Genomic DNA, 24,482 nt, shown 5'->3' with positions numbered 1-24,482 from the left:
TCCCGCTTGTTCCGCCTGTTCCGTGGGCTGGCCCTGCTGGCCAGCCTCATCGCCGCCTGTTCCACCACCCCGCAGCGGGTGGCCGATCTGCCCGGATGGGGAGAGGACCGGCTGGCCGAGGCGGTTCCCGCCTTTGTCGCCGGTTGCCCTCGTTCGGGATTGCCGGCGCCGCTCTGCGCCGAGGCGTCCGCCCTGCCGCCCGGCGACCACGGCGCCGCCCGCGCCTTCTTTGAGCGCCGCTTCACCCTTCGCGATGCCGGCGAGGGGCTGATGACCGGCTATTACGAGCCGGAGCTGCGCGGCTCCGCCACCGCCTCCCCCTCCTATCCCGTTCCGCTGCGCGGCCGGCCCGAAGACCTCGTGGAGGTCGATCTTGGCCGCTTCGCCGAGGACCTGAAGGGCCGCCGCCTCGCCGGCCGCGTCGCCGCGGGGCGCCTCGCGCCTTATCCCGACCGCGCCGGCATCGAGGCGGGCGGCAGCCCGGCCCCGGTGCTGTTGTGGGTCGAGGACCCGGCCCGCAAGTTCTTTCTGCAGATCCAGGGCTCCGGGCGGGTCGTGCTGCCGGACGGCACGGTGCGCCGGATGGGCTACGCCGCGCAGAATGGCCGCGCCTATGTGCCGATCGGCCGCCTGCTCGCCGACCGTGGAGAGATCCCGCGCGAGCAGGTGTCCATGCAGACCATCCTCGCCTGGCTGGAACGCGCCGGGCCGGAGCGCGCCCGCGCCCTGATGGACGAGAACCCCTCCTACGTGTTCTTCCGCGAAACCGCGGCGCGGGCCGATCAGGGGCCGGCCGGCTCGCTCGGCGTGGCGCTGACGCCGCTGCGCTCGATCGCCGTGGACCGGACGGAGATCCCGCTGGGCCGTCCCGTCTGGGTCGTGGCGCGGCATCCGCTGACCGGCGCGCCCCTGCGGCGGCTGGTGCTGGCGCAGGATACCGGCGGCGCCATCAAGGGGCCGGCGCGGGCCGATTTGTTCTGGGGCTGGGGGGAGGAGGCGGCCGAGGCCGCGGGGCGGATGAAGGAGCCCGCGCGGCTTTACGTGCTGGAGCCGCGGCCGGACGCTTCCTGATCGTCCAGCAGCCGCAGCAGCGCGGCCACGGTGCCTTCCGGCAGCGCCCGGATCCGTTCCGCCAGCCGGTTGGCCAGTTCGGTGGCCACCGGCGGCAGGCCCGCCGTGTCCAGCACCACCCGCGGATGCGACAGGCGGGCCAGTTGCGCCACCTCCTCCGCATCGTCCCAGATCAGCCCGAAGAACGCGTTCACCTGATGCACCAGGCCCGGCGGCGGCCGGCCCCGCCGCCCATGCTCCAGCGCCGAAAGATAAGCGGGGGAAACCTGCAGGGCGGCCGCCATCTCGGTCAGGGTGATGCCACGCGCCGCCCGCAGGCTGCGCATCCGGGCGCCAAAGGGCGTCATCGCCGGTCCGTCCCGCGCCGGCGCCGCAGCAGCAGGTGGACCACGCCGGAATTGGGCGCGGGATGGGCGGCGCCCAGCACCAGCGGCCGCAATTCGGGATTGTTCAGCCAGTGCGGCAGCTCGCGGCGCAGCACGCCGCCTTCCGGGGCCGGCCCCTTGCCGGTGACCACCGCCACGCAGCGCAGCCCTTCCGCATGGGCCGACAACAGGAAGCTGCGCACGGCCAGCCAGGCGTCCTGGGCGCGCCGCCCATGCAGGTCCAGGGTGCGCTCCGGCCGGGTGCGGCCGCGGCGGAGATCCTTCCAGCGGTGATGGTCCAGCCCGCCCGGCTGGTGGCCGACCTGGACGGGCGCCGGCGCGGCAAGGCGGGGGGCGGCGGGGCGTGCGGCCGGCGCCGGGCCGGGCGCAGGCTCGGACAGGGGCTCGGGCAGGGGCTCGGGCAGGTGGGGGGCGGCCGGCAGCGCCGGCAGGGCGTGTCCCGGCAGGGGTGTCACCGAGGCGGCATAGGCGCGCCAGAGCGCTTGTTCCGACTGGGAAAGTCTGCGGCCGCGACGAGGCATGGCGAGAATAAGGGTCCAGAACAGAAGCGGCAGATCGGCGATCCGCTTCTCCCTGGGGAGGGGTGGACCCGGCCGACGGAACGGCGCCCTCCAGATAAGGAGGAAAGCCGACCGGGTCCAGACGGCGAAGCCTTACCGGGCGCCGGGGCCGCGGTCGCTCTGCCCCTGGATCGGGGAAATGGTGCCGCTATTGGCGGTCGGCATGCCGGTGCCGGGACGCGGGGGCTGCGAGTTGTTGCCCTCGATCGGGTTGATGGTGCCGGTGCCCGCGGTCGGGCTGCCCATGCCGGGGCGCGGCGCCTGGGAGCTGCGGCCCTCGATCGGGCTGATGGTGCCGGTGCCGGCCGTCGGGCTGCCCGGCGGCGGCGCGGCGGAGCCGGAAGCGGGCATCGGGCTGTTGTTGCAGGCGGTCAGGGCCAGGCCGAGACCCGCGAGAGCCGCGAAAATTGGACGCATTGGTTGCATTCCTCCATGGGATAGCCGCACCGAGACGGCGGAAATTAATTCCGTGCAACCGCAAAGGTTGCGGCTGCGCCATGGGCGCAGCCGCGCTTGATGAACTTCCGGTGCCGGTCAGCGGGCGCCGGGGCCGCGGTCATCCTGCCCCTGGATCGGGGAAATGGTGCCGGACTGCGCCGCGGGACGGCCGATGCCGGGGCGCGGCGGCTGCGAGCTGCTGCCCTGGGTCGGGTTGATGCGGCCGGTGCCGGCGGAAGGAACGCCCGTGGCCAAGCCGGAGCCGGCGCGGCCCGGGCCGAGGTCATCCTGGCCCTGGATCGGCGAGGTGGTGGAGCTGGCGTTGGAAGGCGTGCCCGGCGGCAGGGGCGTCACGCCGGCGCCCGACGGGGGGCCGCTGGGGGATCCGCAGGCGGCCAGCATCAAGCCAAGACCACCGACCAGCAAAAGGGAAGGGCGCATGCGCTGTGTCTCCGAAGGTGAAGCGCGGCAGGGCGCGCAGGCAGGGTTAACCCCGCTTCCGCCCCGCGGTTGCGGCACCGTGACGAAGGTTCAGCCGGGCAGCGCTTCCTCATCCGGCGGCGGCGGCGTGAGGGCGGCCAGCAGCGCCGCCCGCAGCGAGGCCAGCTTGCGCTCGTTCTCGATCTTCAGCCCGAACACGTCCTTCACATAGAAGACGTCCACCGCGCGCACGCCATAGGTTGTGATGTGGGCCGAGGCGATCTGCAGCCCCTGGGCCGAGATCGCCCCCGTCACGTCATGCAGCAGGCCCGGGCGGTCGCGCCCGTTCAGCTCGATCACGGTGTGGGTGTTGGAGGCGAAATTGTCGATCACCACCCGGCCCGGCACCTGCACGGCGCGCAGCCGCGCCGGCTCCCGCCGGACCTTGCGGATCTCCTGCACCAGGTTGAGCCGGCCGGACAGCGCCTGCTCGATCAGCACCGACAGCTTGGCGAGCTTGTGCGGCGCCTGGAAGGCCCCGCCGATATTGCCGGCCTGCGCGTCCTGCACCCAGAAGGTGTCGAGCGCCATGCCGTTGGTCATGGTGTGGATGCGGGCATCGACAATGGTGGCGCCGGCCACGGCCAGCGCCCCGGCGATGCGGGAAAACAGGCCCGGATGGTCGGAACAGTACACCGTGACCTCGGTCACCGCCCGCGCCTCCAGCACGCGGGTGGAAACCGACAGCGGCGCGCCGCGCTCCTCCGCCTCGCGGATCATGCCGGCATGGCGGGCATGGCTTTCGGGATCGAAGCTCAGCCAGTAGCCGGGATAGCCGAGGCCCAGGAAATGCTCGACCCATTCCTTGGGCTGGCCTTCCAGCATGGAGGCGGCGGCCTGCTTGGCGCGGGCCACGCGCACGTCGCGCTCCGGCACGGACAGGCCGCCGGCCAGCACCTCGGCCACGCGCCAATACAGCTCGCGCAGCAGCGTGGCCTTCCAGCCATTCCACACCTTGGGGCCGACGGCGCGCATGTCGGCGACGGTCAGCACCAGCAGCAGGCGCAGCCGCTCGGGCGATTGCACCACCTCGGCGATGTCGAGAATGGTCTTGGGGTCGTCGATGTCGCGCTTGAAGGCGGTCTGGCTGACCAGCAGGTGGTTCAGCACCAGCCAGGAGACGGTTTCGGTTTCCTCCGGCGTGAGGCCGAGGCGGGGGCAGATCTCCTGCGCGACGCCGGCGCCGAGCTCCGAATGGTCGCCGCCGCGGCCCTTGGCGATGTCGTGCAGCAGCATCGCCACATACAGCGCGCGGTGGGAATGCAGCTGGCCGATCAGCTCGCTGGCCACCGGGATGGCCTCGGCCAGCTCGCCGCGCTCCAGCTCGTTGAGCACCTGGATCGCCTCGATCGTGTGCTCCTCCACGGTGAAGACGTGGTAGGTGTCGAACTGCATCAGCCCGACGATGCGCGCCCAGTGGGGAATGAAGCGGGACAGGAAGCCCACCTCGTTCAGCACCCGCATCCAGCGCGCCGAATCGCGCCCTTCCAGCAGGTTCAGGAAGATCTCGTTGGCGCGGGCGTCGCCGCGCATGCCGACGGCGAAGGGCGCGCTGCGGATCAGCGCGCGATGCGCCAGCGGATGCAGCTCCAGCCCGCGGTCGCGGGACGCCTGTACCAGGCGCAGCATCACGCCCGGGTCCCGGTCCACCGCCAGGTCCGGCATGATCAGCAGCTTGCCGTCGGCGATGGCGAGGCCGGCCCTGGTCAGCGCCGGGTCGGCGCTGCGGCTGACGGCGGGCGGGCCGAGCGTCGCGCGCTCGATCGCCGGCTCCAGCAGGCGGGACAGGCGCACCACGTCCCGCGCGGTCAGGAACAGGTGCTTCATGAAGCGCTCCACCCCGTCCTGCTTGCCGTGGCGGGTGTAGCCCATGCGGGCGCCCACCACCGGCTGCAGGTCGAAGGTCAGGCGCTCCTCGGCGCGGCCGGTGACGTAGTGGAGGTGGAAGCGCACCGTCCACAGGAAGTCCCAGGCGCGGCGGAAGGCGCGCGCCTCGCGCGCCGTCAGCAGCCCGCCGCCGGGGCTTTCGGGGCCGACCAGCTCCGGCATGCGCTTCACGCCGAAGGCGTAGCGGGCCAGCCAGTACATGGTCTGCACGTCTCGCAGGCCGCCCCGGCCTTCCTTCAGATGCGGCTCCACCAGATAGGGGCTGTCGCCATAGCGCTTGTGGCGCGAGGTGCGCTCCGCCCGCTTGGCGCTCAGGAACTGGCCGATGCCCCAGCGCTGCCGCGCCTCGGTGAAGGCTTCGTCGAAGCGGGTGAACACGGCCGGGTCGCCGGCCAGGAAGCGGGCATCGAGCAGCGCCGTCTGGATGGTGGCGTCGGCGCGCGCATCTTCCAGGCATTCATGGATGGAGCGCGTGGCGTGGCCGACCTTCAGCCCGAGGTCCCACAGCAGGTAGAGCATGAACTCCACCGCGCGCCGGCCACGCGCGCCCATCGGCCGGTCGGACAGGAACAGCAGGTCGATGTCGGAATACGGCCCGAGGACGCCGCGCCCATAGCCGCCCGTGGCCGCCAGCACGAAGGGCGGCTCGGCGGCGCCATCGGGGGCGCCCGCCTGGGGGGAGGCCGGCTGGACGGGGCCCACCTGCGCCAGGGTGTAGGCATGGATGGCGAAGATCAGGCCATCGGTCAGCTCGCCCAGCATGCGCGCGGCGGTCAGGCCGGACAGGGCATGCGCCTCAAAGGCTTCCTGCACGCGGGACTGGATGCGGCCCAGTTGCCGGCGCAGCAGCGTCAGTGCGACATCGCGCGGCACCGGGGCGCCGCCATGCGGCACAAGGTCGAGCACCACGTCCGGCAGGGGCCGCAGCGTGGCGGGGGCGGGTTCGGCCGGGGCAAGGGCGTCGGGCAGATCGCCGGAGCTTCTCATTCCACCGATGTTATCGCGCCGCGCGCCGGGGCAACAGCTTTGTGATCGGATTTTGCGCCATCGTTTCGGCGGTGCAGCATCTTGAGACGATACAGTTCCGCCAAGGCTTCGCGCGGGGAGAGAGCGTCCGGGTCCAGCGCATCCAGCGCGTCCAGAACTTCGTGCCACGCTCCGTCCGGTTGCGGCCCAAGGGGAGTTGCCGCAGGGAAGGCTGCGGGGGCTGGCGCGGGGGTTGCGGCGCTGAACAGCGGCAATTCCTCCGCAAGCGGCTCCAGCCCGGCGGCGCGGGCTTCCAGCGCCGCCAGCACGGCGCCGGCGCGCGCCACCACCGCGCGCGGCACGCCGCCCAGCCGCGCCACGTGAAGCCCCCAGGATTTCTCCGCCGCGCCCGGCGCCACCAGGTGCTGGAACACCACCTCGCCGCGGTGCTCCCGCACCTGCATGTGGGCCACCTGCAATTCCGGCAGCTTGCCGGACAGCGCGGTCAGCTCGTGGAAATGGGTGGCGAAGACGGTGCGGCAGCGGATGCGGTCATGCAGCGCCTCCAGCACCGCCCAGGCGATGGCCAGCCCGTCCCAGGTGGCGGTGCCGCGCCCCACCTCGTCCAGCACCACGAGGGAGCGCGCGGTGGCCTGGTTCAGGATGGCCGCCGTTTCCGTCATCTCCACCATGAAGGTGGAACGGCCGCCGGCGATGTCGTCCGCCGCGCCGACGCGGGAGAACAGCCGGTCCACCAGCCCGATCCGCGCCTCGGCCGCCGGCACGAACAGGCCGGACTGGGCCAGCACCACCAGCATGGCGTTCTGCCGCAGGAAGGTGGATTTGCCGGCCATGTTCGGCCCGGTCAGCAGGCACAGGCGCCGCCCGGCCGACAGGTCGGCGTCGTTGGGCACGAAGGCCGGGCCCCGGGCCCGCGCCAGCGCCGCCTCCACCACCGGGTGGCGCGCCTGGCGGATGGCGAAATCGGCGCGCTCTGTCAGCTCGGGCCGGCACCAGGCGCCGCCCGCCGCCATCTCGGCCGAGCCGGCATGCACGTCGATCTCGGCCAGGGCGGCGGCGGCGGTGTCGATGGCGCCGCCGGCCTCCAGGCACAGGGCGCGCAGGTGGCGCGCCACGGCCACCTCGCGCTTCTGCGCCTGTTCCCCGGCGGCGGCCAGCCGGCGGTCCAGCTCGGCCAGCGCCGCGCAGGTGAAGCGGTGCGCATTGGCCATGGTCTGCCGGTGCACCGGCGCGCGCGGCGTGCCGTCCAGCGCGGCGGGGGGGCTGCGCAGCAGCTTTTCCCCGGCGGCGGCCGGCATCTCGGCCAGGAAGCCGAATTGCTGGTGGTGGCGGATCTTCAGGCTGGCGACGCCCCAATCCTGCGCCAGCTGCATCTGCATCGCCGCGATGGCGCCGCGTGCGTCGTCGCGCAGCCGCTTCAGCGCGTCCAGCTCCCCGTCATAGCCGGGGGCGACCAGGTTGCCGTCCTCCAGCCGCGCCGGCAGCTCGGCGGCCAGGGCGCGCGCCAGTTCGGCGCGGGGCGAGCCGCCGGGCCGCAGCGCGATGCGGGCCGCTTCCAGCAGGGGGGGCAGCGGCGCCGCCCCGGCGAGCGCCGCCTCCATCGTTTCGGCGCGCGCCAGCCCGTCCCGCAGGGCGGCGAGGTCGCGCGGTGCGAAGCGGTCCAGCGCCAGCCGGGCCAGGGCGCGCGCCATGTCCGGGGCGCCCTTCAGGCAGCCGCGCAGGGTGGCGCGCAGCGGCGGCGCTTCCAGCAGGAACTGCACCGCGTCATGCCGGGCCGAGATGGCGGCGAGGCTGGTCAGCGGCGCCGCCAGCCGCGCCGCCAGCTCGCGGCAGCCGGCGGCGGTCAGCGTCCGGTCCACCGCGGCGAACAGGCAGTTGCGGGTGTCGCCGCGCTCGCTGCGCAGGATTTCCAGGGAACGGCGGGTGGCCGCGTCCATGCGCAGGGTTTCGCGCCCGCCCTGCGCCTCGGGCGGGCGCAGCCGGGGCGCCACCGCTTCCCCGCCCTCGGGGCCCTGCGTGCGGCGGAGATAATCCAGCGCCACCGCGCAGGCGGCGATCTCGGGCGGGGCGAAGCTGCCGAAGCCATCCAGCGAGGCGACGCCGAAGAAGCCGGCGACGCGCGCGGCCGGGTCGCGGGCGGGCTCGGCCGGGGTCAGCCGCTCCGCCATCGCCCGCAGCGCCGGATGATCCAGCAGCGCCTCGGGCGCCAGCACCTCGGCCGGGTCGAGCCGCGCCAGCAGCGCCGGCAATTCGGCGCGCGGCAGCGCCTCGCAGGCGAAGGCGCCGGTGGACAGGTCCGTCCAGGCGGCGCCCAGCTCGTCCTCCACCAGGGCCAGGGCCAGCAGCCAGGATGGCCGGCCATTCTCCAGCAGCGCTTCCTCCGTCACCGTGCCGGGGGTGACGACGCGCACGATCTCCCGCCGGATGGTGGGGGCGCGGCGGGCCTTGGCCTGCTCCGGGGTTTCCCGCTGCTCGCAGATGGCGACGCGGTGGCCCTGGCGGATCAGCCGCGCCAGATAGCCGTCCAGCGCGTGCACCGGCACGCCCGCCATGGGGATCGGCTCGCCCCGGTGCTCGCCGCGATGCGCCACGGCCAGGCCCAGAATGGCGGCGGCGCGGTGCGCGTCCTCGAAGAACAGCTCGTAGAAATCGCCCATGCGGAAGAACACGAAGCCGTCCGGATGCTGCGCCTTGGCGGCGAACCATTGCGCCATGGCGGGGGTGGCGCCTTCGGCGGAGCGGGGGCGGGGGGCGTCGGTCTGCATCACGCGCCCTTCCTAGAGCAGATCCCGGACAGGTGAAATCGGCGCGGCGGCCTGGCGCCGTGCGCGCCCTTCCGCTGACCGCAAGGCCGCGAGGTGCTAGGAAAGGCCCATGTCAGCCATCCGGAGCCCCGCATGAACGGGGTGCTCAGCAACCTCACCTATGTGGACCTCGTGGGTTCAACAGGCACGCTCATCATTGTTTGCGCCTATTTCGCCACCCAGGCGAGGCTTCTCAATTCCGAGGACCTGGTTTTCCCCGTCGTCAATCTGGTCGGGGCATTGCTCATCGCTTTCTCGCTTTACTTCAATTTCAACTTCGCCTCCGCATTGATGGAGTTCTTCTGGATCACGATCAGCGGGATCGGCATCTGGAAAGGGCTCAAGGAGCGGCGCAGGGCAGCCGCGGACTGAGCGCGCGGGGCTGCCTCGCGGCGGCGGCGGCCCTGTCCGGATCGCCCGCCCGCGCGGGCGGTTCCCCGCCGCGCCGTCCGGTTTTATGGTTTGCCGACCCTCCGCCAAAAGGAAGCGCCCGATGCCCCGTCACCTCCTCCTCAACCTGGCTGGCGCGGCGGCCCTGGCCGTGGGCCTCGCCGCCCCCGCCCAGGCGGCCACGCCGCGCGACGCGCTGGTCGTGGCCTGGAACATCGACGCCATCTCGACCTTCGACCCGGCGCAGATCGCCGAGGTCGTCACCAACGAGATCTTCGGCAACACCTGCGACTTCCTCGCCAATTTCGATCCGGCCGACGAATCCAGGGTGATCCCCGCCCTGGCCGAGCGGTGGGATGTGTCGGAGGACGGGCTGCGCGTCACCTTCCACCTGCGCGAGGGGCTGGCCTTTCCCGATGGCCGCCGCGCCACGGCGCAGGACCTCGCCTGGTCGATGCAGCGCGTGGTGAAGCTGAACTTCGGCAATGCGGCGCAGCTCACCGATTACGGCTTCACCAGGGACAATGTGGAACAGCGCATCACCGCGCCGGATGAGCGCAGCGTGGTGCTGGAACTGGACAAGCCCTATCCGCCGGGGCTGATCCTGCAGGCCATCGCCGCCAACCGGGTGTCCGCCCTGCTGGACCGCAAGACCCTCACCGCCAACGAGAACAATGGCGACCTGGGCAATCGCTGGCTCGCCACCCGCACCGAATGCGTCGGCCCCTACCGCCTGCGGCAGTGGAATTCGGGAGAGGTCGTGGTGCTGGAAGCGAACAAGGGCCATTGGGGCCCGGCGCCAAAGCTCCGCCGCATCATCATCCGCCACGTGGCCGAGGCCGGCACCCAGCGCCTGCTGCTGGAAAAGGGCGACATCGACGTGGCCCGCAACCTGACGCCCGAGGACATGCGGGCGCTGGAGAGCGCCCCCGGCGTGCGGCTGGAGCGCACCCGCAAGCCGACGCTGTTCTATTGGGGCTTCAACAGCGCCGATCCGGTGATGGCGAAGGAGAAGGTGCGCCTCGCCATGCGCTACCTGGTGGACTACCAGGGGCTGGCGAGCAGCGTGATGGCCTTTGACGGCGTGCCGCGCGCCAGCTTCGTGCCGCTCGGCTCCTTCGGCGCGCTGGACGAGAAGGAAGGCCAGCCCTTCAGCCTCGACATCGAGAAGGCCAGGGCGCTGCTGGCGGAAGCCGGCCACCCGGATGGCTTCGAAACCACCATGATCATCGGCAGCCATCCCTATGCCGCGCCGATCGCGCAGAACATCCAGAACAACGCCGCCAAGGTGGGCGTGCGGATCCGGCTGGAGCAGATGGCCAATGCGCAGCTTTTCGCCAAACATCGCGGGCGCGAGTTCCAGAGCGCGCTGCTGGGCTGGGGCGCCGGCATGCCGGACGCGCACGCCAATGCGTCCCGCCTGATCTACAACCCGGACAACCGGGCCGAGGCGCGGCTGACGCAATTCCCCTCCTGGCGCGCCGCCTTCCAGGACGAGGCCGCCAACCGCCAGGTCGAGGCCGCGCTGATGGAGCGTGACGAGGCGAAGCGCGCCGCGATGTATCAGCAGTTGCAGCGCGACATGATGCAGCGCGGTCCCGCCGCCTTCCTGTTCCAGACCATCTATGTCGCCGGCGTGCGCGACACGGTGCAGGATTGGAGCTGGAACGGCTTCGCCACCTATTTCGACCGCGTGTCCAAGAAGTAGCGCCCGCCGGCCGGGCGCGCCCCGCGCCCCCGGCTTGCGGAAGGTGGGCAAGTCCCTATCGTGCCGGCGCCCGGCGGCAGCTTCAGGCGCCGGCACGACCAAGGGAGCCCTTCGATGTCCTCGCTCAACCGACGCACCCTGCTCGGGGCCGTTGCCGCCGCGCCGTTCCTTCCGGCACTTTCCCGGCCGGCGCTGAGCCAGAACAGCGCCGCCACCACGCTGCGCTTCATCCCGCAGGCGAACCTAGCCGCGCTGGATCCGATCTGGACCACCGCCACCGTCACCGGCAATCACGGCTATTACGTCTTCGACACGCTCTATGCCGTCGACTCCAAGGGACAAAGCCAGCCGCAGATGGCGGAAGGGCACGAGGTGTCGGATGACGGCAAGACCTGGCGCATCCGCCTGCGCCCCGGCCTGAAGTTCCATGACAACGAGCCGGTGCGCGCCGCCGACTGCATCGCCAGCCTGAAGCGCTGGGCGGTGCGCGACCAGTTCGGCCAGCTGGTCGCCGCGGTCGCCGAGGAATGGCGCGTGGTGGATGACCGGACCTTCGAGATCCGCCTCAACCGGCCCTTCCCGCTGCTGCTGGCGGCGCTGGGCAAGGAAACCAACTGCGCCTTCATCATGCCCGAGCGCCTGGCGCAGACCGATTCCACCAAGGCGATCACCGAGATGGTGGGCTCCGGCCCCTACCGGTTCCTGGCCAACGAGTTCAACTCGGGCAGCCGCGTCGCCTATGAGAAGTTCGATGGCTATGTGCCGCGCCAGGAAGCGCCGGACTGGGGCAGCGGCGCCAAGGTGGCGCATTTCCGCCGCATCGAATGGAACATCATCACCGATCCCTCCACCGCCGCCGGCGCGCTGATGAACGGGGAGGTGGATTGGTGGGAGCGCCCGCTGGCCGATTTGCAGCCCATGCTGGCGCGCAACAAGAACATCCGGCGCGAGGTGCTGGACACCACCGGCCGCATGGCGCTGGCGCGGCTGAACTGCCTGCACCCGCCCTTCAACGACGTGAAGATGCGCCGCGCCGTGCTCACCTCGGTGATCCAGGAAAACTACATGCGCGCGGCGCAGGGCGATGACAGCTCGACCTGGGGCGAATCCCTGTCGATCTGGCCGAAGAACACGCCCTATTACGCGGACAACAAGGACCTGATGCCGGGCGACCTCGCCCGCGCGAAGGCGATGCTGAAGGAAGCCGGCTATGCCGGGCAGAAGGTCGCCATCATCAACCCGACCGACTTCCCCGATATCGGGCCGCTCGGCCAGGTGACGGCGGACGCGCTGTCGCAGATCGGCATGAATGTGGACCTGATGGAAAGCGACTGGGGCACGGTGATCCAGCGCCGCAACTCGCGCGAGCCGGTGGAGAAGGGCGGCTGGAGCATCTTCCACACCACTGGCCCGTCCACCGTCTATGGCAATCCCGCCATGTCGCCCCTGGTGCGCGGCCAGGGCGAGAAGGGCTGGTTCGGCTGGTACAAGAGCGACCGGGCCGAGGCGCTGACCCAGGAATGGATCCAGGCCTCCGACGAGGCGGCGCAGAAGAAGGCGGCCGCCGAGCTGGGCCGGCTGGCGCTGGAAGAGGTGGCCACGGTGCCGCTCGGCCGGTTCACCATCCGCACCGCCTTCCGCTCGGACCTGACCGGCCTGCTGGAAGGTACCGCGCCTTATCCCTGGAATATCCGCCGGGCCTGAGTTCAGCCGGGCTGAGTTCAGCCGGGCCTGGGGGTCCGCTTGGCATGGAGCGGCGCCGCCCGGGCGAGGGCGGGCCGCTTCATGCGTCCTGCGGTTGCGCCGGGGCGCCCGAAGCGGCGTCCCGGCCCTCCGACAAAGTCGAGCGACGGATTAACCATGATGTGGTTAATATCCGAAAATGACCCGGAAAACAGAAGCTTAAGCCTGTTCGCAGGCGCGAGATGAGTGGGTTTCCGGCGGCGCCGCATCCCGACATAAAAGAACCCTTGAACGCTCGGGAGCCGTGACACCGTGGACGATACCAAGACGACGCCGATGGGTGACACGCGCACCGCGCGCATCACCGCCGAGGAAGCCCTGGCGCTGCATTCCGAGGGCAAGCCGGGAAAGCTGGAAATCCGGCTCACCAAGCCGCTGACCACGGCGCGCGACCTCAGCCTCGCTTATTCGCCCGGCGTGGCCGAGCCCTGCCTGCACATCCATCGCGACCCGTCCCTGGCCTATGACTACACGGCCAAGGGCAACATGGTGGCGGTGATCTCCAACGGCACGGCGGTGCTGGGCCTCGGCAATCTGGGCGCGCTGGCGGGCAAGCCGGTGATGGAGGGCAAGGCGGCGCTGTTCAAGCGCTTCGCCGATGTCGATTCGATCGACCTGTGCGTGGACACCGAGGACACGGACGCCTTCATCAACGCCGTGCGCTATCTCGGCCCGTCCTTCGGCGGCATCAACCTGGAGGACATCAAGGCGCCCGAATGCTTCGTCATCGAGCAGCGCCTGCGCGAGCTGATGGACATCCCGGTGTTCCATGACGACCAGCACGGCACCGCCATCGTCGCCGCCGCCGGGCTGATCAATGCCTGCCACCTGACGGGGCGGGCGCTGAAGGACACGCGCCTCGTCATCAACGGCGCCGGCTCCGCCGCCATTGCCTGCGCCGAGCTGGTGCGCGCCATGGGCATGCGGCCCGAGCACATCATCATGTGCGACACCAAGGGCGTGCTGTATCGCGGCCGCGCCGAGGGCATGAACCAGTGGAAGTCGGCCTATGCCGTCGCCACCGACCATCGCACCCTGGCGCAGGCGATGAGCGGCGCCGACGCGTTCTTCGGCCTGTCCGCCAAGGGCGCGGTGACGGCGGAGATGGTGCGCTCCATGGCGCCCAACCCGATCATCTTCGCCATGGCCAACCCCGACCCCGAGATCACGCCGGACGAGGCGCGGGCGGTGCGGCCGGACGTGATCATCGCCACCGGCCGCTCCGACTACCCGAACCAGGTGAACAACGTCCTGGGCTTCCCCTTCATCTTCCGCGGCGCGCTCGATGTCCGCGCCTCCACCATCAATGACGCGATGAAGGTGGCGGCGGCCGAGGCGCTGGCCATGCTGGCGCGCGAGGACGTGCCGGAGGAGGTGGCCGGCGCCGGCGGCGGCAGCGGCCTGCGCTTCGGCCCGGAATACATCATCCCGCACGCCTTCGACCCGCGGCTGATCGCCCGCGTTTCCCCCGCCGTGGCCAGGGCCGCGATGGAAAGCGGCGTGGCGCGCAAGCCGATCCCCGACCTGCACCGTTATGCGCGGGAGCTGGCCGGGCGGCTGGATGCCGGCATCTCGGCGCTGGAAACCATCACCGAGCGCCTGAAGGCCAATCCGCGCAAGGTGGTCTTCGCCGAGGGCGAGGAGGAAAAGGTGATCCGCGCCGCCATCGCCTACCGCCAGGCGGGCTATGGCACGCCGGTGCTGGTGGGGCGGGAGGACCGCATCAACGCCACCGTCGCCGCCCTCGGCATCCCGCTGCCGGAAGGCATCGAGATCCACAATGCGCGGCTGTCCGACAGCAACCGCCGCTATGCCGAGTTCCTGTATGGCCGCAAGCAGCGCCAGGGCTTCCTGCTGCGCGACTGCCAGCGGCTGGTGAACCAGGACCGCAACGCCTTCGCCGCCTGCATGGTGGCGGCCGGCGACGCGGATGCCATGGTGTCGGGCATCACCCGCTCCACCGGCGACACGCTGGAGAATGTGCGGCTCGCCATCGACACGGCGCCGGGGACGGTGCTGTTCGGCCTGACCATGATGCTGTCGCGCCGCGCCGGCACGGTGCTGGTGGCCGACACCGCCATCCATGAGCGGCCCGACGCGGCGACGCTGGCCGAGATCGCGCGGCAATCGGCGGCGGAGGCGCGGCGGCTCGGGCTGACGCCGCGCGTGGCCTTCCTGTCCTTCTCCACCTTCGGCGATCCGGGTGGCACCATCCCCGGCTCGGTGCGGGAAGCGGTGCGGCTGCTGGACGAGTCGGAAACCGATTTCGAGTATGATGGGGAAATGGCGGCGGATGTGGCGCTCAGCCCGCAGCTGCGCGCGCTCTACCCCTTCTGCCGCCTGACCGGGCCGGCCAATGTCCTGGTGATGCCGGGGCTGCACGCCGCGCAGATCCTGACCAAGGCGGTGCCCTTCCTGACCAGCGCCACCACCATCGGGCCGCTGCTGGTGGGGATGGAGAAGCCGGTGCAGATCGTCAACATGGGCAGCAGCGTGAACCAGGTCCTCGACATGGCCTGCTTCGCGGCGCACGCGGCCATCTCGCGCTGAGAACGGCACGGGGAAAAGGCGCCGCCTTTCCCCGTGCTCCTTTTCATCAGGATGGGCTCAACCGTTCCGGCGGGACGGCGGTGCCTTCCTCATTCCGCCAGGCCAAGCTTCACCAGATGCGCCGCCGCCTCGGGCAGGGTGTTCTTGTCGCGCAGCTCCAGGATCAGGCGCGGGTTGGAGGAGATGCCGGCCAGCGCCTCGAACAGACTTGGCCACAGGATGGTGCCGCGGCCCGGCGCCCAGTGGCGGTCGGCATGGCCATCCGTGTCCTGCAGATGCACATGGTGCAGCGCGTCGCCGGCCAGCCGCACATGGAAATCGACCGGCGGGGCGCCGGTGGAGCAATGCGCGTAATGCGCGTGGCCCGTGTCGAGCGAAACGCGCACCGCCGGGCTGTTGAAGGAGGCGGCCAGCGCCACCCGGTCCATCGGATCGGTGTCCTCGATGTTCTCGATCACCAGGGTGCAGCCCTGGCTTTCGGCGCGGGCGACCACGTCCTTCAGCGTCAGGTGGACCCGTTCGGCCAGCTGGGCGCGGGCGCCGGGAAAGGCGTCGAGGTTGTTGCCGTCCCAGGTGGTGAAGGGCGAATGGACCACCATCTGGTCGGCGCCGAGGAAGGCGCAGCATTCCAGCCCCTGCAACAGGCGGCGGCGCACCACGGCGCGGATCTCGGGGTCGTGGCTGTCGATCTTGAAGCCCCAGAACGGCCCGTGCAGTCCGCGCCGGCCGGTATGGCCGTCCAGCATCCGGCGGGTTTCCTCGGCCAGCGGGCGCCAGTCATCATCCAGCGTGGCGGCGGTATGGAAATCCTGCAGCTCCAGGTCGCGCTGGCGGTCCAGCAGCCAGTCGCGATGCGTGATCAGGCCGTTGAGGCCAAGGGCGGCGCCAAGGATCGGCTTCGGGCGGGTGGTCATGCGATGGTCATTCCCCTGTCGGATGGCCGACCGCTTAGGGGAGCGACGCTACGATCGTGTGACGGTTCCGCCAAGAAGCGATGACGCCGGGCGCTCCCGCTTCGTCACGGCGGGCGCCCCCGCGTCAGCCGCGGCGGGCGATCGCCGCCTCCACCGTGTTCTCCAGCAGGCAGGCGATGGTCATCGGCCCGACGCCGCCCGGCACGGGGGTGATGGCGGCGGCGCGTTGCCGCGCGGCGGCGAAATCGACATCGCCCACCAGCCCGCCATTCGGCAGGCGGTTGATGCCCACATCGATCACCGTGGCGCCCTCGGTGATCCAGTCACCCTTCACCATTTCCGGCCGGCCGACCGCGGCCACCAGGATTTCCGCCCGGCGGCATTCGCTGGCGAGGTCGCGGGTGCGCGAATGCACGATCGTGACGGTGGCGTCGGCGGCCAGCAGCAGCGCCGCCATCGGCTTGCCGACGATGTTGGAGCGGCCCAGCACCACCGCCCGCGCGCCCGCAACCGGCGTGCGCGCGGCGGCGAGAAGATGCATCACCCCCTTCGGCGTGCAGGGCACCAGCCCCTTCTGGCCGGTGGCCAGCCTGCCGGCATTCATCGCGTGGAAGCCGTCCACATCCTTGGCGGGGTCGATGGCGGCCAGCACCTTGGCCGCCTCGATCTGCGGCGGCAGGGGCAGCTGCACCAGGATGCCATCCACCGCCGGGTCGTCGTTCAGCGCCGCGACGGTGGCCAGCAGCTCGGCCTCGGTGGCGGTGTCCGGCATCTGGATGGTGGCGCTGTCGAGCCCGGCGGCCTGTGCCGCGCGGTCCTTGTTGCGGACATAAACGCCGCTGGCCGGGTCATGGCCGACGCGCACCACGCGCAGCCCCGGGGTGAAGGGCAGGGTGGCGACCCGGGCCGCGATGCGGGCGCGCAGCTCCGCCGCCACGGCCTTGCCGTCGATGATGCCTGGGGTCATGCCAGATTCTCCATTGCCTGGGCGAGGCGGGCCGGTTCCCCCGCGATCCGGAGGGTCTTTTCGCGCGACGTGGCGCCCTGCACCACCGCGATGGCGGAAGGGGGGACATGCAACGCCTCCGCCAGCAGGGCGCAGATGGCCTTGTTGGCGCGGCCATCCTCCGGCGCCGCGGTCACGGCGAGCTTCAGCCGCGGGCCATCGGCCCCGTCAACCCAGCCGCCGAGGCCGGGGCGGCGGGATCTCGGCTGCGCCTTGACGCGCAGCTCCACCCCGCCATCCACCACCCGCCAGCCTGTCAGCCAGCCACCAGCGGCCACAGCGTGGTCCACAGAAAGATCCTGAGCGCGTAAAGCAGCAGGATCAGGATCATCGGCGAGATGTCGATGCCGCCGAGATTGGGCAGGAAGTTGCGGATCGGCCGCAGCGCCGGCTCGGTGATCTTGAACAGGAAGTCGCCGATCGCCCAGACGAAGCGGTTGCGCGTGTCGAGGACGTTGAAGGACACGAGGATGCTGAACACCGCCGCAATGATCAGGGCCCAGACATAAAGGCCGATCGCCTGATCGACCAACCAGAACACTGCGTACATAGCCATCCCCATGCGGTGAGGCATCCATCTACGAAGCCGCGGGCTTGGCGGCAAGCGCCGCTTGACTTGTTGTGTTCCGTCGTGGATAAGCCCGCCACCGCGCGTGTGGGGCTGTAGCTCAGATGGGAGAGCGCCTCGTTCGCAATGAGGAGGTCAGGGGTTCGATTCCCCTCAGCTCCACCACCCGCGGATTTCCCCTCTACTGTGATCCAGCATTTCCCGGCTCCCTTCAGGCCATCGGCAGCAGCCGCAGCGCCTCCGCCTCGCGTTCGCGCGGCCAGGCGAAGAAGGTGAAGACATAGGGGTCGGACGCCGCGAACACCGAAGGGTCCGGGCTCGCCCGCTGCATGGTGGCGCGGTCCAGCGCCGAGGCCGGGTGCCAGCGCCCGTCCAGGGCGAAGCAGGTGGCATAGTCCAGCGCGTCCAGAAAGGCGGGAACGGCGAAGGTGCAGCCTTCGCGGTGCCGTTCCTCCAGCTCCAGCGTCAGCACCGGGCGGCAGCGCCGCAGCGTGCCGCGGGCGCCGCGCAGCACCTCGTATTCCGCCCCTTCCGCATCGACCTTGATGGCTGACACATCGGCCAGCTCCAGGCTGTCCAGGGTGATCACCGGCACAACATGGCGCTCCACCCCGACCGCCGGGCCGAAGCCGGCGTAATCCTTGGTGGTGGAGGCCCATTGTTCCTGCGGCACCCCCTCCAGCAGCGGCATGGACAGAACCAGGCTGCCCGCCGCGTCGCCCAGCGCCTGGGGAAACAATTCCACCTGGGACAGCCCGGCGCAGGCGGCGGAAAGCCGCGCGAAGGCCGAGGGCAGCGGCTCGAAGGCCAGCACCCGCGCCCCCGGCAGGCGTGACAGCGGCAGGGTCAGCAGCCCGTCATGCGCCCCCACATCGACCAGCGTGCCGGGGCGGTGCAGCGCGGACAGGAAGCCGGTCTCGTTCATGCGGGTTGTTCCCAGGAGGAGAATGGCAGGGAAGGCGATCCGGGCCGCTTCGGCAAGCTGCCTGATCCGCATCAGTGTGCGGCCGCAACGATCCTGCCAGCCTGCGGCCGGAGCAGGAGCCAGAGCAGGAGAACGCATCATGAGCTTCAAGAACATCCTGGTGCACCTGGCCGCGGCCGAGACCGACGGCCCCGCGCTGCGCGCCGCCGCGGTTCTGGCCCGGCAGCATCAGGCGCGGCTGACCGGGCTGCACGCCTACAGCCTGGACTGGGCGCTGCTGGCCGCCACCGGCGAATACATCAACCCGCACACGCTGGACGCCATCCTGGCGGAAGGCCGCCGCACCGCCGCCAACAAGGCCGCGCAGATCCAGGCGCAGTTCGAGCGGGTGCTGCTGGAGGAAGCGGTGCCGGGCGCCTGGCGCTCGGTGGAAGGCGCGGTGGAGGTCGTGCTGGTCCAGCAGGCGCGCCTCGCCGACCTCGCCGTGTTCGGCCTCGGCGCCGCCGGCGGGATGGAGGCTGAGCTCGCCGAAACCGTGCTGTTCCAGTCCGGCCAGCCGGTGCTGCTGGTGCCGCAGGCGCCCTCCCGGCCCTTTGACCCGCGGCGCATCCTGGTCGGCTGGAGCAACACCCGCGAATCCGCCCGCGCCATCCGCGACGCGCTGCCGCTGCTGCGGCAGGCCGAGGCGGTGCGGGTGCTGAGCATCGCCACGGAGGCCGATGCGATGGAGCCGGCTTCCGCCCAGGCCGAGGCCATGGCGCGGCACCTGGCGCTGCACGGCGTCAAGGCCAGCGGCGCGGCCGGGCCGGCGCAATCCGGCGCGGTGCAGGACGCGCTGCTGAACGCCAGCGCCGATTTCGGCGCCGGGCTGCTGGTGATCGGCGGCTATGGCCATGGCCGGCTGCGGGAAATGGTGCTGGGCGGCGTCACCCGCAGCCTGTTCCGCGGCGCCACCCTGCCGGTCCTGCTGTCCCATTGAGGCGGGCCGATTGACACGGAAAGCCCCTGGCGCGGCTTCGCGCCAGGGGCTCCGGGAAAGGCCGGGGCCTCGGGGAAGGGACGGCCGGGGCCGCCCCGATGCTCAGATCATCGCGCCGAAGCGGGCATAAGGGAACTCGGTCAGCTTGTCCTCGACCTGCCGCACGCCCTCGATGCGGGATGCCAGCACGCGCAGGCCGCGCCGCACCTCGTCCGACTTCACGAAGCCATGCAGCGTCACCACGCCGGCCGCCACCTCGGCGAAGACATACAGCTCCGGCACCCAGGGCTGGGCGCGCATCTCGGCCTTCAGGGCGGCGCGGATGCGGGCATCCTCCTGCTCGCCCGGCGTGCCGATCTTGGCCGGCGGCTCCAGCACCGCCTTCAGCAGGTCGGAGCGCGACACGATGCCGGCCAGCTTGCCGTCCTGCAGCACCGGCAGGCGCTTGATGCGGTGCTTCTCCATCAGGCTGGCGCAATGCGCGGCGGTGGTGTCGGGGCCCACCGTGACCAGCTCGGTGGTCATGATGTCGCGCGCCTCGCAGCCATGGGTGCGGGCATAGCGGGCGGCGCGGGCATCGGTGTTGCTGAACAGGCCGGCCAGGAAGCCGATGGTGGGATCTTCCCGCCCGGCGAGGCGCCGCAGCAGGTCGGCCTCGGTCACCAGGCCCAGCAGCCCGCCCTGCGCGTCGGTGACGGGCACGGCGGAGATGCTCTGCTCGGCCAGGAGCTGCGCCAGGGAGGTGACGGGCATGTCCGCCGGCACCATCACCATCTCCTTGGTCATCAGGTCGCGGGCGAGCAGCGATTGATCAGCCATGACATCCTCCGTTTTGAAACTTCGGGAGCCAATGATAAGCAGCGGGGCGGGCCGCGCCCTGCGCTGGATCAGGAAATGGACCGGCTGCTGGCCCGTTTCGCCGCAAGGATCGTGCCTATCCGCGAACGCCCCGCCATGCCCCTGCCATCCGGCCCGGACGCGCCATGAGCGCGGGCATCGTCCCGCTCCGTCCCGCGGTCCGGCGCCTGCTGATCGCCGCGGCGCTGGTGCCGATCGGCATCCTGCTGGCCGGAGCCTGGCTGGCCTGGACCGACAGCCGCCATCAGGCCGGACGTGAGCTGGCGGGCGCGGCGGAGGCCGGGGCAGAATACGCCGCGCGGCTGCTGGATGGCCAGTCCGTTCTGGCGGAACGGGTCGATGACTGGCTGCGCGGGCTGTCCGATGCCGAGATCCGGGCGGCCGGGGCGGAATGGCGCGCCGCCCTGCAGCGCGTGGTGGCGGGGCGCTTCCCGGTGGCGGGGGTGGCCGTGCTGGACGCGGCCGGGCAGCCCCTGCTGGGGGAAGCGGATGACGCGGCGCGCGCCGCCCTGGCCTTGCTGCGGGAAGCGGCCGCGCCGGTGGCGATCGGCGCCGCCATGGACCCGGACGGCGCCGGCTTCGCCCTGGCCATCCGGCGGCGCCCGCCCGATGGCGAGGTGGACGGGTCTTTCCCGGGCGGCCCCTTCCTGGGCGCGGTCGCCGTGCTGAACCGCCCGGCCCGCCTGGCGGAGCGCCTGCGCGAGATCGCCCGGGCCCCGGCCGACCGGCTGGAGCTGCGGGGCCTGGACGGCATCCTGCTCGGCCAGGCGGGGGGCGGCCAAGCGGGAAGCGCCCCGCCCCTGGACCCCGATGCCCTGCGCGTGGCCATGGCGGCCGGCGCCGCGGGCGAGGCGCGGCTGCTGCCCGGGGAAATCCGCGATGCCGCCGGGGAAGCCTGGGCGGTGGCCGTCCGGCCGCTGCGCGGCTGGCCCGTGGCGGTGGTGGCGGCGCGGCCGCGGCGGGCGATCCTGGCGCAATGGCGTTCCGTGCTGCTGTGGCAGGCCGCCTTCGGCGTGCCGGCGGCGCTGGCGCTTGGCGGGCTGGTGCTGCTGGCCTTCCGCCAGTCCCGCCAGGCCGCGGCGGCGCAGGAAGCGCTGCACATCGAGGCCACGCGCCGCGAAGCCGCCGAGGCGCTGCAACAAAGCGAGGCGCAGCTGCGGCAGGTGGTGGCGACGCTGGACCTCGGCGCCTTCATGGCGCGGCGGCCGGACGGCACCATCACCTACTGGTCGGCCGGCTGCGAAAGGCTGTTCGGCTGGAGCGCCGCCGAGGCCCTGGGCCGGCGCGCGCAGGCGCTGCTGCACACCGCCTTCCCGCTTCCGCCGGAGGAGATCGCGGCGGCGCTGGAGCGGAACGGCGAATGGACGGGGGAAGTGCGGCAACAGGCGCGCGACGGGCGGGAGATCGTGGTGGCGGTGCGCACCGTGTTGCGCCGGGACGCGCCCGAGGGCGGGGCCGGCCTGGTCGAGGCGATGGTGGACATCACCGGCCGCCGCCAGGCCGAGGCGGCGCTGCGCGAGCGGTCGCGGCGCCTCAGCTTGTTGTCCGACGCCGCCGGCGGGCTGCTGCTGGCCGATGGGCTGGAAACGGTGCTGGAGCGGCTGTTCCGCACCCTGTCGCGGGATTTCGCCGCCGATGTGCTGTTGAGCTGCGCGCTGGAGCCGGCCGGCGACAGGCTGCGGCTTTCCGCCTGCTTCGGGCTGGAGCCGGAGCAGCTGCGGGCGCTGCGGCTGGAGGAGGCGCCCTGCGGGCCGGTGGCGCAGACCGGCCATGATTCCCGCCGCGCGGCGGCGGACATGCCGCAGGAGCCGGCGGTGCGGGCGCTGCGCGCGCTCGGCCTGCGCGCCTGTTTGTCCTTTCCGCTGCGCAAGGGCAGCCGGCAGATCGGCACCCTGGCCTTCGCCAGCCGCCGGCAGGACCGGTTTTCCGAGGAGGACACCGCCTTTTTCGGCACCATCGCCCAGTATGTGGCCGTGGTGGCCGAGCGGCTGCACGCCGAGGACGCGCTGCGCGAGGCGGAGCACCGGTCCCGCGCCCTGCTGGAAGCCGCGCCGGTCAGCATCGCCCTGATCGAGCCGGACAGCCTGGGCTTCCTGGTGGTCAACAACCGGGCCTGCCAGCAGCTCGGCTTCGATCGCGCCGCGCTGGACCGCCTGCGCCTGCCCGACATCGAGGCCGAGCCGGGCGCGCATGAGGCCGCCTTCCGCCGGCTGATGGAGGCCGGCCCCGCCGCGCCCAGCCTGGAATTCGAGGCGCGGCTGCGCGGCGCCTCGGGCGCGTTGCTGGACATGCAGGTGCATGCGGAGCGCATCACCCTGGGCAGCCGGTCCCTGGTTTATTGCGCCTGGGTCGATGTCACGGAACAAACCCGGGGCCGGCGGGCCCTGCTGCAACGGGAAGCGCAGCTGCGCTCCATCCTGGAAACGGTGCCGGATGCCATGGTGGTGATCGACGCGCGCGGCCGCATCGCCTCCTTCAGCGCCGCCGCCGCCCGGCTGTTCGGCTGGAGCGAGGCGGAGGCGGCCGGCATGAACGTGTCCATGCTGATGCCTCAGCCCGACCGGGAGCGGCATGACGGCTATCTGGAGCGTTATCTGGACACCGGGGAGCGGCGCATCATCGGCATCGGCCGCGTGGTCACCGGGCAGCGCCGCGACGGCACCACCTTTCCGATGGAATTGTCGGTGGGGGAGGTGAACCTGCCGGGGACGCGGTTGTTCACCGGCTTCATCCGCGACCTCAGCGAGCGCTTCGAGGCGCAGCGCCGGATGCAGGATCTGCAGGCGGAGCTGCTGCATGTTTCGCGGCTGTCGGCGGCGGGCGAGATGGCCTCGGCGCTGGCGCATGAGCTGAACCAGCCGCTGACCGCCATTGCCTCCTCGGTGCGCGCGGCGCAGCGCATGCTGCAGGCCAGCCCGCAGGCGGCGCAGCTTCCACCCCGCGCGGTGGAGGCGATGGAGCGCGCCGCCGGCCAGTCCCTGCGCGCCGGCCAGATCGTCCGCCGCCTGCGCGACTTCGTGCTGAAAAGCGATGCCGAGCGGCAGGTGGCGGCGCTGCCGGCGCTGATCGAGGAAGCCTCCGCCCTGGCCCTGGTGGGCGCGCGGCAGCGTGGTGTGCAGGTCGCCTTCCGGCTCGATCCGGCGCTGCCGCCGGTGCTGGTGGACCGCATCCAGGTGCAGCAGGTGCTGCTGAACCTGATCCGCAACGCCATCGAGGCCATGACCGACACGCCGGGCCATGACGGCCCCGGCCCGCATGAGCTGACGATCGGCGCCGCCCCGCATGATGCGGAGCATCTGGAGGTGACGGTGGCCGATACCGGCCCCGGCCTCGCGCCGCCGATCGCCGCGCGGCTGTTCGAGCCTTTCGTTTCCACCAAGCCCGGCGGTATGGGGGTAGGGTTGTCGATCTGCCGGTCGATCGTGGAGGCGCATGGCGGGCGGCTCTGGGCCGAGGATCGCCCGGGCGGCGGAACGGTGTTCCGCTTCACCCTGCCCGTGGCGCCCTCCGGCGCGGCCGAGGAGGAGGGGGAGCAGGCATGACGGACAGTGCCGGTGGTCCAGATGGCGGCATCGTCCATGTGGTCGATGACGACGAGGACGTGCTCTGGGCGGTCGAGACGCTGCTGCTGTCCGATGGCTTCGCCGTGCGCACCTATCCTTCCGCCACCGCCTTCCTGGCGGCGCTGCCGGAACTCGGCCGCTCCGCCATTGGCTGCGTGCTGACCGATGTGCGCATGCCGGAGGTGGACGGCCTGGAATTGCTGCGCCGCCTCGGCGCCGCGCGGGGCCCCGCCTCGGGGCGGCCGGTGCTGGTGATGACGGCGCATGGCGATGTCGCCATGGCGGTGCGGGCGATGAAGGCCGGCGCCTTCGATTTCATTGAGAAGCCGTTCGACGACGCCGTGCTGCTCTCGGCCGTGCGCGCGGCGCTGGCGGTGCCTTCCCCCGGCCGCGGGGAGCCCGCGCCTCCCGACCGGCCCGAGCTGGCCGAGGCGGCCGCCCGAATCGCCACCTTGTCCCCGCGCGAGCGCGAGGTGCTGGACCTCGCCATGGAAGGCAAGCCGAGCAAGGTGATCGCGCATGAGCTGGGCATCAGCCCGCGCACCGTCGAGGTGCACCGGCTGCGGCTGATGGCGCGGCTCGGCGTCGGCAGCCTGGCCGAGGCCGTCCGCCTGGCGGTGTGGGCCGATCTGGGCAATGGCGAGGCTTCCGCCCGCACCGGCTAG

General features: G+C 71.8%; 20 protein-coding genes and 1 tRNA gene. 9 read left to right on the top strand and 12 right to left on the bottom strand.

Features of this window, described 5'->3' with window-relative positions; all coding sequences use genetic code 11:
- Positions 1-6: 6 nt before the first annotated feature.
- Positions 7-1,071 carry a murein transglycosylase A gene (gene mltA / locus F0Q34_RS06470; protein WP_149811364.1) on the top strand — a complete coding sequence of 355 codons (1,065 nt, stop codon included), beginning with the start codon at positions 7-9 and terminating at the stop codon, positions 1,069-1,071.
- Here mltA and F0Q34_RS06465 read toward each other — a convergent pair.
- From F0Q34_RS06465 to mutS, 6 genes are all read right to left on the bottom strand, one after another.
- Positions 1,038-1,418 carry a helix-turn-helix domain-containing protein gene (locus F0Q34_RS06465; RefSeq protein WP_149811363.1) on the bottom strand — a complete coding sequence of 127 codons (381 nt, stop codon included), beginning with the start codon at positions 1,416-1,418 and terminating at the stop codon, positions 1,038-1,040. The genes mltA and F0Q34_RS06465 overlap by 34 nt on opposite strands.
- The gene (locus F0Q34_RS06460) at positions 1,415-1,978 is read right to left on the bottom strand and encodes a Smr/MutS family protein (protein WP_149811362.1); all 564 of its coding nucleotides are present in this window, start codon (positions 1,976-1,978) and stop codon (positions 1,415-1,417) included. The genes F0Q34_RS06465 and F0Q34_RS06460 overlap by 4 nt, the downstream gene beginning before the upstream one ends.
- Before the next feature lie 132 nt (positions 1,979-2,110).
- A complete protein-coding gene (locus F0Q34_RS06455; RefSeq protein WP_149811361.1) occupies positions 2,111-2,434 on the bottom strand; it encodes a hypothetical protein in 324 nt (107 codons plus the stop codon).
- A 117-nt stretch (positions 2,435-2,551) separates the two neighbouring features.
- Positions 2,552-2,896 (bottom strand): hypothetical protein, encoded by a 345-nt coding sequence (locus tag F0Q34_RS06450; RefSeq protein WP_149811360.1) that lies wholly within the window; start codon positions 2,894-2,896, stop codon positions 2,552-2,554.
- Between the two features lie 90 nt (positions 2,897-2,986).
- Positions 2,987-5,809, bottom strand: a complete 2,823-nt coding sequence (locus F0Q34_RS06445; RefSeq protein ID WP_149811359.1) for a [protein-PII] uridylyltransferase — start codon at positions 5,807-5,809, stop codon at positions 2,987-2,989.
- The gene (mutS, locus tag F0Q34_RS06440; protein WP_149811358.1) at positions 5,806-8,574 is read right to left on the bottom strand and encodes a DNA mismatch repair protein MutS; all 2,769 of its coding nucleotides are present in this window, start codon (positions 8,572-8,574) and stop codon (positions 5,806-5,808) included. The genes F0Q34_RS06445 and mutS overlap by 4 nt, the downstream gene beginning before the upstream one ends.
- Positions 8,575-8,706: 132 nt before the next feature.
- On the opposite strand from mutS, the gene F0Q34_RS06435 reads away from it, so the two are divergent.
- From F0Q34_RS06435 to F0Q34_RS06420, 4 genes are all read left to right on the top strand, one after another.
- Entirely contained in the window at positions 8,707-8,985 is a 279-nt protein-coding gene (locus F0Q34_RS06435) for a CBU_0592 family membrane protein (RefSeq protein WP_149811357.1), read from the top strand.
- 121 nt (positions 8,986-9,106) lie between these two features.
- A complete protein-coding gene (locus tag F0Q34_RS06430; protein ID WP_149811356.1) occupies positions 9,107-10,711 on the top strand; it encodes an ABC transporter substrate-binding protein in 1,605 nt (534 codons plus the stop codon).
- Positions 10,712-10,825: 114 nt separating this feature from the next.
- The gene (locus F0Q34_RS06425) at positions 10,826-12,415 is read left to right on the top strand and encodes an ABC transporter substrate-binding protein (protein ID WP_149811355.1); all 1,590 of its coding nucleotides are present in this window, start codon (positions 10,826-10,828) and stop codon (positions 12,413-12,415) included.
- A gap of 291 nt (positions 12,416-12,706) precedes the next feature.
- Positions 12,707-15,004: an NADP-dependent malic enzyme gene (locus F0Q34_RS06420; RefSeq protein WP_456316233.1), complete on the top strand. Its 2,298-nt coding sequence runs from the start codon at positions 12,707-12,709 to the stop codon at positions 15,002-15,004.
- Between the two features lie 89 nt (positions 15,005-15,093).
- On the opposite strand, the gene F0Q34_RS06415 is transcribed toward F0Q34_RS06420, so the two are convergent.
- From F0Q34_RS06415 to F0Q34_RS06400, 4 genes are all read right to left on the bottom strand, one after another.
- Positions 15,094-15,918 (bottom strand): sugar phosphate isomerase/epimerase family protein, encoded by an 825-nt coding sequence (locus tag F0Q34_RS06415; RefSeq protein WP_149811354.1) that lies wholly within the window; start codon positions 15,916-15,918, stop codon positions 15,094-15,096.
- 124 nt (positions 15,919-16,042) lie between these two features.
- A complete protein-coding gene (gene folD, locus F0Q34_RS06410; RefSeq protein ID WP_149811353.1) occupies positions 16,043-16,885 on the bottom strand; it encodes a bifunctional methylenetetrahydrofolate dehydrogenase/methenyltetrahydrofolate cyclohydrolase FolD in 843 nt (280 codons plus the stop codon).
- The gene (locus F0Q34_RS06405; protein WP_241665361.1) at positions 16,882-17,214 is read right to left on the bottom strand and encodes a DUF167 domain-containing protein; all 333 of its coding nucleotides are present in this window, start codon (positions 17,212-17,214) and stop codon (positions 16,882-16,884) included. Before F0Q34_RS06405 ends, folD begins: the two co-directional genes overlap by 4 nt.
- On the bottom strand, positions 17,181-17,486 hold the full coding sequence (locus F0Q34_RS06400) for a YggT family protein (RefSeq protein ID WP_456316232.1): 306 nt from the start codon (positions 17,484-17,486) through the stop codon (positions 17,181-17,183). Before F0Q34_RS06400 ends, F0Q34_RS06405 begins: the two co-directional genes overlap by 34 nt.
- A gap of 95 nt (positions 17,487-17,581) precedes the next feature.
- Here F0Q34_RS06400 and F0Q34_RS06395 point away from each other — a divergent pair.
- A tRNA-Ala gene (locus F0Q34_RS06395) sits at positions 17,582-17,657 on the top strand.
- A 46-nt stretch (positions 17,658-17,703) separates the two neighbouring features.
- Here the strand turns inward: F0Q34_RS06395 and F0Q34_RS06390 are convergent.
- Positions 17,704-18,417 carry an FkbM family methyltransferase gene (locus F0Q34_RS06390; protein ID WP_161600785.1) on the bottom strand — a complete coding sequence of 238 codons (714 nt, stop codon included), beginning with the start codon at positions 18,415-18,417 and terminating at the stop codon, positions 17,704-17,706.
- A gap of 139 nt (positions 18,418-18,556) precedes the next feature.
- On the opposite strand from F0Q34_RS06390, the gene F0Q34_RS06385 reads away from it, so the two are divergent.
- Positions 18,557-19,396 carry a universal stress protein gene (locus F0Q34_RS06385; protein WP_161600784.1) on the top strand — a complete coding sequence of 280 codons (840 nt, stop codon included), beginning with the start codon at positions 18,557-18,559 and terminating at the stop codon, positions 19,394-19,396.
- Between the two features lie 102 nt (positions 19,397-19,498).
- Here F0Q34_RS06385 and F0Q34_RS06380 read toward each other — a convergent pair whose 3' ends face one another.
- Positions 19,499-20,215 carry a CBS domain-containing protein gene (locus F0Q34_RS06380; protein ID WP_149811350.1) on the bottom strand — a complete coding sequence of 239 codons (717 nt, stop codon included), beginning with the start codon at positions 20,213-20,215 and terminating at the stop codon, positions 19,499-19,501.
- Between the two features lie 164 nt (positions 20,216-20,379).
- On the opposite strand from F0Q34_RS06380, the gene F0Q34_RS06375 reads away from it, so the two are divergent.
- Positions 20,380-23,796 carry a PAS domain S-box protein gene (locus F0Q34_RS06375; protein WP_149811349.1) on the top strand — a complete coding sequence of 1,139 codons (3,417 nt, stop codon included), beginning with the start codon at positions 20,380-20,382 and terminating at the stop codon, positions 23,794-23,796.
- Positions 23,793-24,482 (top strand): response regulator transcription factor, encoded by a 690-nt coding sequence (locus tag F0Q34_RS06370; RefSeq protein ID WP_149811348.1) that lies wholly within the window; start codon positions 23,793-23,795, stop codon positions 24,480-24,482. The genes F0Q34_RS06375 and F0Q34_RS06370 overlap by 4 nt, the downstream gene beginning before the upstream one ends.

This window comes from Teichococcus oryzae (assembly GCF_008386565.1).
GTDB classification, from domain to species: domain Bacteria; phylum Pseudomonadota; class Alphaproteobacteria; order Acetobacterales; family Acetobacteraceae; genus Pseudoroseomonas; species Pseudoroseomonas oryzae.
Note: the sequence above shows the minus strand (reverse complement) of the source record. Positions and strands in the feature narration are given on the sequence as shown.